Source organism: Mesorhizobium sp. P3_A9, from assembly GCF_056402975.1.
In genome coordinates this window covers 1-1,713 of record NZ_JBFUGJ010000637.1, presented here as the reverse complement: position 1 = coordinate 1,713, position 1,713 = coordinate 1, and the positions used below count along the sequence as shown (strand labels likewise).

Here is a 1,713-nt window from a genome sequence, read left to right as displayed (position 1 = left end):
AGGACAGCGGCTATCGAGGCGGTCCTACCAGGGCTTGGCGTAAGATCAAGTGCTTCGAAGAAAAGCAAATGGACATCATTGGCGTGCAGCGGGAGCACGGCAAAGCTGCCCAGGTGATCATGGCTGAAAAGGGCCACTACAAGGGTGGGGCATTCGTCTCGTTCAGGGCCGACAAGCGGCAAGCCCTTTGGGACCGGGTGCAAGGCAGGGTCGGCGGTCCCGTTCCGAGGGGGCATAAGAAGGACAAAGCCGAATGGCTAAAGCCTGGCCTCGTCGGCCGCGTGAAAACCCTGAAGGGCGAAGAGAAGCTGCGGCATGCGAGGCTGCTGGACTACTGGGAGAATGAATGAATGGCCGTAGCCAAGAAGGATCAGGAACGCGCCGGCTATGCCTGGATGTATGGCGCGCAGGCACGCAAGGATGGCAAAGAACGTGCCGTTCCGGACTATTGGCAGGAACAAGCCGACGCATGGCTGCAGGGCTTCGACGGCACGCCAGCCGGCGTCCAGGCAAAGCCGGTCAGCGATCGGTTGGAGACGGAACTCGATGAGGCTGCCGTGAGCGCACGTCCATCAGAGTGAGCCTTTCTCGGCAGGATGATCTTGGACGTCGCGCTGTAATAGATCGCCGAGCACCGAGGCGGTTTCCCGCAGCAGCGCGGCAACCTCCTCATGCTTCATTTTCTCGACATGATCGGCGGCGGTGACGAGTTCATAAACGAGCTCAACACCGCGTTGATGGAGTTGCGGCATCTGGATTTCCTCCTCTTCCAAAGCTCGAATGTGAAGGTCCCATCTTCCCCTCAATAACAAATGAGGGTCGCGCCAAAAAATATCTTCGGGAACCATTTCATACCTCAGCCCTTTTTGGCCCGTCAGACCAAGGAGGCTGTCATGAAACGCCGGAGAGTATACCGCGAGAAGATTGAGAGAGCGGATCGGGAAAGCAGGCTAGTGCTTGATGCGGAGCGACAGGCTCGGGAGGCAAAGACTGCGCGATTGCGGGAGCAGCGGCTGAAGGCGGCGTCTAAACAGAGTGGAACTCAAGCTGCTGATCGAGCTTGAAGATAAATGAGCACACGCGGGATCAATTTTCTCGATCGATGGATGGCAGATGAGTTGCCTGAACCCTCGACCGACGATCCAATTATAATCAGCGACCTTGCGGACCAAGTGATGAAAGCTGCCGATCAGGCGGGCATCGCTACCAGAGAAATCAGCGAAGAAGTGCCTAGCGTGTTCGAGGTGATAGCGGAAGCCTTGGACCATCGCGAAGGCGGTACCCCGTAATGAACCGCTTCCTGTTCGTCACAGCCGATTTTCTGTCTCGCCCRCCCGGCTTCTACGTAATGGCCCTGGCCATGGTGGTGTGCACGGCCCTCGTGCCGTTCGGCCTCACCAATGTCGTAACCTACGGTCTGTCAGTCGCGGCCATTGTCATCACTGGTGTCGTTTTGATTCAGGGATATCGCGACACCGCAGCAATCCACGCCAAGCTTGATGAGATCATCGTAGCACTTAACGAGACTAGGAACGACGTGGTCGGTTTGGAGCATGAAGACCCAGAAAAGATCAAAGCTGAACTGAACAGGCTGGAAGCGGAGGCATCCGAGCGATCCGCCGAGGAGATCGACAACGCTTGACTCGTTCCCGACTTGTTCCCATTTTGGTCTTCCGCGACGACAGGCTGGTGATCTCATGTGTGGACGTGTTT

General features: G+C 57.1%; 4 protein-coding genes and 1 pseudogene. 4 read left to right on the top strand and 1 reads right to left on the bottom strand.

Features of this window, described 5'->3' with window-relative positions; genetic code table 11:
- Together AC1DX0_RS35535 and AC1DX0_RS35530 are read left to right on the top strand one after the other, a co-directional pair.
- Positions 1 to 350: pseudogene (locus AC1DX0_RS35535) on the top strand (ATP-dependent DNA ligase); the annotation flags it as partial.
- Positions 351 to 581 carry a hypothetical protein gene (locus AC1DX0_RS35530; protein ID WP_477223825.1) on the top strand — a complete coding sequence of 77 codons (231 nt, stop codon included), beginning with the start codon at positions 351 to 353 and terminating at the stop codon, positions 579 to 581.
- On the opposite strand, the gene AC1DX0_RS35525 is transcribed toward AC1DX0_RS35530, so the two are convergent.
- Complete coding sequence (locus AC1DX0_RS35525) at positions 573 to 848, bottom strand: hypothetical protein (RefSeq protein ID WP_477223826.1); 276 nt, start codon at positions 846 to 848, stop codon at positions 573 to 575. The two genes, AC1DX0_RS35530 and AC1DX0_RS35525, sit on opposite strands and share 9 nt — an antisense overlap.
- A 222-nt stretch (positions 849 to 1,070) precedes the next feature.
- Here AC1DX0_RS35525 and AC1DX0_RS35520 point away from each other — a divergent pair, with 222 nt between their 5' ends.
- Positions 1,071 to 1,289: a hypothetical protein gene (locus AC1DX0_RS35520; RefSeq protein ID WP_477223827.1), complete on the top strand. Its 219-nt coding sequence runs from the start codon at positions 1,071 to 1,073 to the stop codon at positions 1,287 to 1,289.
- The gene (locus tag AC1DX0_RS35515) at positions 1,289 to 1,642 is read left to right on the top strand and encodes a low affinity iron permease family protein (RefSeq protein ID WP_477223828.1); all 354 of its coding nucleotides are present in this window, start codon (positions 1,289 to 1,291) and stop codon (positions 1,640 to 1,642) included. Before AC1DX0_RS35520 ends, AC1DX0_RS35515 begins: the two co-directional genes overlap by 1 nt.
- The last annotated feature ends 71 nt before the right edge of the window (positions 1,643 to 1,713 follow it).